Annotated in this window: 4 protein-coding genes and 1 pseudogene; all 5 read right to left on the bottom strand. The window is 53.1% G+C overall.

The window, feature by feature from the left end:
• Positions 1 to 117 precede the first annotated feature (117 nt).
• A complete protein-coding gene (locus DS743_RS07395) occupies positions 118 to 1,077 on the bottom strand; it encodes a LacI family DNA-binding transcriptional regulator (protein WP_002877817.1) in 960 nt (319 codons plus the stop codon).
• A 149-nt stretch (positions 1,078 to 1,226) separates the two neighbouring features.
• A pseudogene (locus DS743_RS07400) lies at positions 1,227 to 2,849 on the bottom strand (alpha-glucosidase).
• A 160-nt stretch (positions 2,850 to 3,009) separates the two neighbouring features.
• Positions 3,010 to 3,876, bottom strand: coding sequence for an alpha/beta hydrolase (locus tag DS743_RS07405; protein ID WP_013438979.1), 867 nt, complete (start codon positions 3,874 to 3,876; stop codon positions 3,010 to 3,012).
• A complete protein-coding gene (locus DS743_RS07410; protein ID WP_003616198.1) occupies positions 3,842 to 4,636 on the bottom strand; it encodes a YibE/F family protein in 795 nt (264 codons plus the stop codon). The genes DS743_RS07405 and DS743_RS07410 overlap by 35 nt, the downstream gene beginning before the upstream one ends.
• Entirely contained in the window at positions 4,633 to 5,742 is a 1,110-nt protein-coding gene (locus DS743_RS07415) for a YibE/F family protein (protein ID WP_035184025.1), read from the bottom strand. The genes DS743_RS07410 and DS743_RS07415 overlap by 4 nt, the downstream gene beginning before the upstream one ends.
• Between the last annotated feature and the right edge of the window lie 258 nt (positions 5,743 to 6,000).

Here is a 6,000-nt window from a genome sequence, read left to right on the forward strand (position 1 = left end):
TTTCTTTTTCCTCCAGTAAAAATTTAACCATATGAGGGTTAGCGCTTACAAGACTGGCCTGCCTGTTATCGGTAACAAAAGCCAAGCAAAAAAGCATCCCTGAGGATGCTTCAGCTGCTATTTGGTTGATTCGGCCTCGCTCAAGGTCGGTTCGATAAAGACCTCCCCTTGCGGCGCGCCGTTTTGGGCAATTTTTCTTAAAATTAGTTCCGCCAGCTTCTCACCGATCAGCCAGAGGTTTTGCTTGACGGTCGTGATCGTCGGCGATGACACCCTGTCTAAAAGGACCCCGTCATAGCCGATCACGCCAAAGTCTTCCGGAATCTTGGCTTCCGCCTCCACCAGGGCCTGGATGACCCCCATGGCAATCCGGTCGCTGGCACAGGCAAAGCAGGTGTTCTTGGGAAATTCGCCCAAGTGGTCCTGGATAAATTCCCGGGCCGCGGCTAAGCTGTTTTCCACCCGGAAGACGCTGGGAATCTTCTTATTTTGCTGCATGGTGTTGACATAACCAGCTTCTCTGGAAAATTCAAAAGCCTCACGGACATCGATGCCGATAAAGACCACATTCCGGTAGCCCGCCTTCAAGGCATACTTGGTCGCCATGGTCTCACCCAGCAGGTTGTTGGTGTCGACAAAGTCGTAGCCGCCCCGGTTCTCACCAAACAGGACGAAAGGCTGCTTAAGCTCGTTCAATTGGGGGTAATCATCAGTCCTAGCTCCGGTGATCACATAGCCGTCAGCTGCCCCCTGGTCCAGCTGGCTCCCCTTCAAGAGCAGCTGGAGGGAATAGTTCTGCTTCTTCAACTCCGTCGCCATGCCAAATAAGACATTGGTAAAGTAAGGGTCGGTATCGTCGACGTCTTCTAAGATCACGAACTTTACCACGCTGGTCTGGTTCTTGGCCAGGGCCCGGGCCGCGTTGTTGGGGTGGTAATTCAATTTGTGCATGGCGTCTTCAATAACGACCTGCAGTTCCGGAGCAACCAGTTCGGGGTGGTTGATCACCCGGGAAACGGTCATCTTCGACACATGGGCCTTGCGAGCCACATCTTCTAAAGTAGCGGTTCTCTTCAAGCAAATTTCCTCCCATCAAGGATTCCTAGTTTAAACTTTTCCTTCTTCACTTCCTATGCTAGATTCTAACACAAAATAATTTATTTTTTATAAGTTAAAGAATTCGCTTTCAAAAATAAGATTACCTTTTTACATATTAACTAATCTATTTATTTTTTCACCCGGCAGAGAAAGGCCGCGTAAGCTGGCAGGACAGCAGCCGACAGGTCTTCCGGGACAGGCCCGTTAGCCAGAAGGACTTCCTTGACCTTATCCGGCAGGAAGACTTCCTGCTACTCGCCAGTCAAGTTGCAGACAACTAGCCACTTGTCTTCCGCGTTTTCCCGGTGGTAGGCCATGACGGCATCTGCCGTGTCCAAAAGTTCAAAGGACCCATCGGTCAAAATCCGTTCCTGGTGCCGGAGGGCAATCAGCTTCTTATAGAAATAATAAATTGAATCCTGGTCATTCAATGCATTTTTTACGTTTATTTCCTGGCAGTTAGGGTTAACCGCCAGCCATGGCCGGCCGCTGGTAAAGCCGGCGGAAGCTGAAGCATCCCACTGCATTGGGGTCCGGGCATTGTCCCGGCCCTGGGCATTGATGGCCTTGATCAGGTCCTCCTTCTTCCAGCCCTCTGCCAGCCGCTCCTGGTACATCCGCCGGGCTTCGATGTCTTCTACCTCGTCGATAGCCGAAACCGGGCAGTTGGTCATCCCGATTTCCTCACCTTGGTAGATGTACGGGGTTCCCCGCAAGCCATGCAGGAGAAGGGCCAGCATCTTAGCGCTGCGCTCGCGGTACTGCTGGTCATTGCCGAAGCGGGACACGATCCGGGGCAGGTCGTGGTTGTTCCAAAAGAGGCTGTTCCAGCTGTGGTTAAAGTCCAGCTTCTGCCACTTGGCCAGGACATTCTTCAAGTCGCCGTAGTCAAGGGGCTTGGTGTCCCACTTTTCCTTGCCGGCCTGCTTGTCCAGTTCCGTGAATTCAAACTGGAAGACCATGGACAGTTCTTTTCTGTCCGGGTCGCTGTACAGAGGTGCGTTGTCTAAAGTTGCCCCCCAGGTTTCCCCGACCGTCAAAAAGTCCCGGCCGCCAAAAGTCTCCCGGTGCATCTCCTGCAGGTAGTCGTGCAGCTTAGGGCCGTTAGCGGTAATCTCTTCTTCCGGGACCTTGCCGATCAGCTCGATCACGTCCATCCGGAAGCCCCCGATCCCCTTGTCAATCCAGAAGTTCATCAAGTCGTAGACCTTCTGCCTTAGGGCCGGATTCTTCCAGTTGAGGTCCGGCTGCTCTTTGGCAAAAAGGTGGAGGTAGTACTGGCCAACCTGTCCGTCATATTCCCAGGCGCTGCCGGAAAAAGCCGACTTGAGCTCATTGGCCTTGTCCGCCCAGACATAGTAGTCGTGTTCCGGAGAGGAAGGATTTTTCCGGGCTTCGATAAACCAAGGGTGCTGGTCAGAGGTGTGGTTGACCACCAGGTCCATCACGATCCGGATCCCCCGCTTCTTGGCCTCACTGATTAATTCTTCCATGTCCGCCATGGTCCCGTACTGGGGGTCGATGGCTTCGTAGTCGGCGATGTCATAGCCGTTGTCCACGCCTGGTGACTTGTAGACCGGGCAGAGCCAGATGGCGTCGATGCCCAGGTCTTGCAGGTAGTCCAGCCGCTTGATGATCCCCCGCAGGTCGCCGACCCCGTCGCCGTTTGTGTCCTGGAAGGACTTGGGATAGATCTGGTAGATCACGGCCTGCTTCCACCATGGTTCTTGCTTTTGCTTTTCTGCTGTCATTTTATTTCCTCAAACTCTCATCTAAATTCAGCTGAAGCGCTGTCATTTTCTCTACAAGTTTAGTATAGGAAAAACAAGCGCGGATGCAAGCAGTTACCGCTAACCAAATTAAAAAAGAGCTGCCCGGGCAGCTCTCGTAAATAATAAATCCATTTTTCGTCTATTGGTAAAGCTGGGTTAGCTTGTCCTTGTTTTCATCGTAGTTGATCCCGGAGAAAAGGTGGTCCAGCCACTCCAGGCTCAAATTGAACCAGCGGGCCGTGTGCGGGTTGCCCTGCCAGAAAATGTCTTCCGTGGACAGTTCCGGAGTGGCCAAAGAGTAACCGTGGTAGCCGATATCAAACATGTGGGCCTCACACTTGACCTTGTTTTTGAACAAGGCTTCCTCATAGGCCATGGCATTGGTCGGCAGGCAGATCGGGTCGTTCCAGGACTGGAAGATGAAGGTTGGCGGCGTCTTCGGACTTACCCCCAGGGCCGTGTCGACCAGCTTGGGGTCAGGCGGCAGGGCCCCGTCAGCCCGGCCGCCGATTTCAAAGGCCACCTTGTGGACGTCAGTCAAAGGGTAACCCAGAATCGTGGCATTTGGCCGGACCTGGTCCCCCTCATAGCCATAGCTTTCCTGGTATTCAGCTTCATCAGCCAGGTAGTTGGCCGCGCTGACAACATGGCCGCCGGCGGAAAAGCCAATGGTCATGATCTTGTTTGGGTCAATCTGGTATTCAGCAGCGCGTTCGCGGTAGTAGTTGACTGTGCTGAGAACGTCCAGGCCGGCATCAGGATAGATCATCCCTTCATCTTGCAAAAGATTGTAGCTGACCACGCAGGCGTTGAAGCCCCGGCTGACATAGGCCAGGGCCACCGGCTCACCTTCCTTGACGGAGAGGTGGGTGAAGGAGCCGCCCGGCACGACGATGGCCAGGGGACGGAGCTTGTTTAAGGGAGCGTGGCCGCTTTTAACCGTGTAGGTCTGCAGCTGGTAGGTCCGGCCGTTAAAGTTCTTGATCTCTAGTTTTTTCGTTTCCATTTTTTGCCTCACTTTGCCGGCTCATCCCCTTGGCCAGCAAAAAGGTCGCCAAAGGAACCGTCAGCAGCACACCGAGCAGAGAATACATGATGATCAGTGCTTCGTTTACAAAAAGTTTATCATTAATTACCTCACCAAAGGAATAGTGGAGCCGGTAATACCATAAAAAGAGGGACAAAAAGCTGCCAAACATCCCGTAAATGATGGTGTTCATGGCTGTGCCCAAAACGTCGTAGCCGATGGCTGCCCCGCTCTTCATCAGCTGCTCTTCCGTAATATCCGGCTTGGCCTTCTTCAGTTCCAAAATCCCCGAACTCATCGACACGGCGGCTTCCGCCACCGCCCCAAGGGCGGAGAAAATGGCCACGGTAACGGCGATCTGCCCGTAGCTGATCCCCGGCATCTGGGAGTGACCCAAGAGGATTTCCCCGGCTTCCGGCCCCAAACCGGCGGCTTGGGCCAGGTATTGGATGCCTAAGATCAAGACGCTGACGAGGGATAAGACGATCAAAGAGGCATAGAAGGAATTTTTAGCCACGGTATAGTCATGGGTGCCCAGGAAGATAATCGTGGCCAGCTTGAGGGGCACGAAAATCGCGGTGATGATGGGAATGCTCAAGCCCCAGGAGATAAGCATGGCCACCAGGACCAGCAAGAGGCTGTTGATCAAGACGCTGAAGAAGCTGCGGATCCCGGTTTCCCCGCCGATGATGGTCATCAAGATGGCCAAAACGATGATTAAAGCGCCAAGGCTGCTCATTCTTGCTTACCCCCTTTCTGCGGCTTTTTTAAAAAGAGGAGGCTGCAGAGGCTGGCAAAAACGATGGTCAAAACGATCCCGATTGCTGAAACCGCGCTCTGCGTCGCCCCTAAGGACATGGTGAAGTTAAAAGTCGTCGCGATAGTGTTATTGTCCCGGAAGTACAGGATTGTTTCCGGCAGGGCTTCAGAAATGAAGATCAAGACCAAAACATTGATCAAAGGCCCCATGATCTCCTGCCCCATCGTTCGTCCGCTAGCCAAAAGCTCCTTAACGGTGATCTCGGGCTTATGCTGGATCAGTTCATACAGGCTGGAAACGATGTCCGTCGCCTCGTCCATAACTGCCCCAAGTACCCCCAGCAGGGCCTGGGCCATGAAGATCCCCCGCGTGTCCTGGGTGGCATAGTCGCCCATTTCATAGTTGAGGTAAGTCTCCCCGGTCAGTTTGATAACGGCATAGCAGAGGGCAAAAGAGACAAAGACCCCGAGCAGGGTTGCCAGCCAGGTAACCAGCATCTTTTTGTTCACCCCCTGCACGATAGCCAGGCTGAAGAAGGAGAAGACGATGTCAGCCAGGGAGAACATCCAGATGATCCCGGCCCCGTTGACCGCCACGTCCCACAAGATCAAGCAGTAAAACAGGATCCAGCTGATAGCCATGGAAACGATCAAGTGCCAGCTCCGCCGGCCGACTACCGCCACCATCAAGGCCAGGGTAATAGCCAAGGTCATGACCAGGATCCAGTCTCTTTTTGGTGAAACTAGGGCCAGGCTGCCGTCAGTCACTGTCACGAAGACCCGCTCGCCTGCCCGGTACTTCTGGGTGACCAGCTGGGAAGGGTAGTAGGTGTTGACCGTTTCAAAGGTCTGCCCTTTGTACTTGCCGGTCAAGACTTGAACGTGCAGGTACTGCCGGCGTTCTTCATCCTTGTTGCCGTAAATATCAGTTTCTTTTTTCAGCAGGCGGTCCTTGATCTTCGTGTCTGTGATCACCGCCACCGGGTTCTTGTAGCCGGTCGTCTTAAAATAGGTCAGCGCGGCCAGGCCCAGACCCAGGGCCAGCAGGACCAGGACGGCCAGGATGCGCTGCTTTTTCGTTTCCATCCTCTTTTTTGTATTTGCCTTTCCATTTTTTGCTTATTTTTAAGTGACAGTCAGTCCGAATTCAAAAACATATCCAATGCTATTCAGGTGAATAGCAATAAACACATTCTTGTCCTCTAGCCGAAGCTAGAGGATTTTTTTAGGCTTTTTCACGAGGAAATGCCTTGTGCGTTCGGTTGTATACACCTCCACTAGGGGGAGCCCTAGCTTCTGATGCTTTTATCATACGCACAGTCAAAGAATTCGCCATGCTTCACA

Origin of the sequence: Lactobacillus leichmannii, from assembly GCF_024701915.1 — a bacterium.
GTDB lineage: Bacteria > Bacillota > Bacilli > Lactobacillales > Lactobacillaceae > Lactobacillus > Lactobacillus delbrueckii.

What these genes read in the sequence shown, in the direction of transcription:
- DS743_RS07410 (WP_003616198.1), bottom strand. Translation starts at nt 4,636, where the DNA reads ATGAGCAGCCTTGGCGCTTTAATCATCGTTTTGGCCATCTTGATGACC.
- DS743_RS07405 (WP_013438979.1), bottom strand. Translation starts at nt 3,876, where the DNA reads ATGGAAACGAAAAAACTAGAGATCAAGAACTTTAACGGCCGGACCTAC.
- DS743_RS07415 (WP_035184025.1), bottom strand. Translation starts at nt 5,742, where the DNA reads ATGGAAACGAAAAAGCAGCGCATCCTGGCCGTCCTGGTCCTGCTGGCC.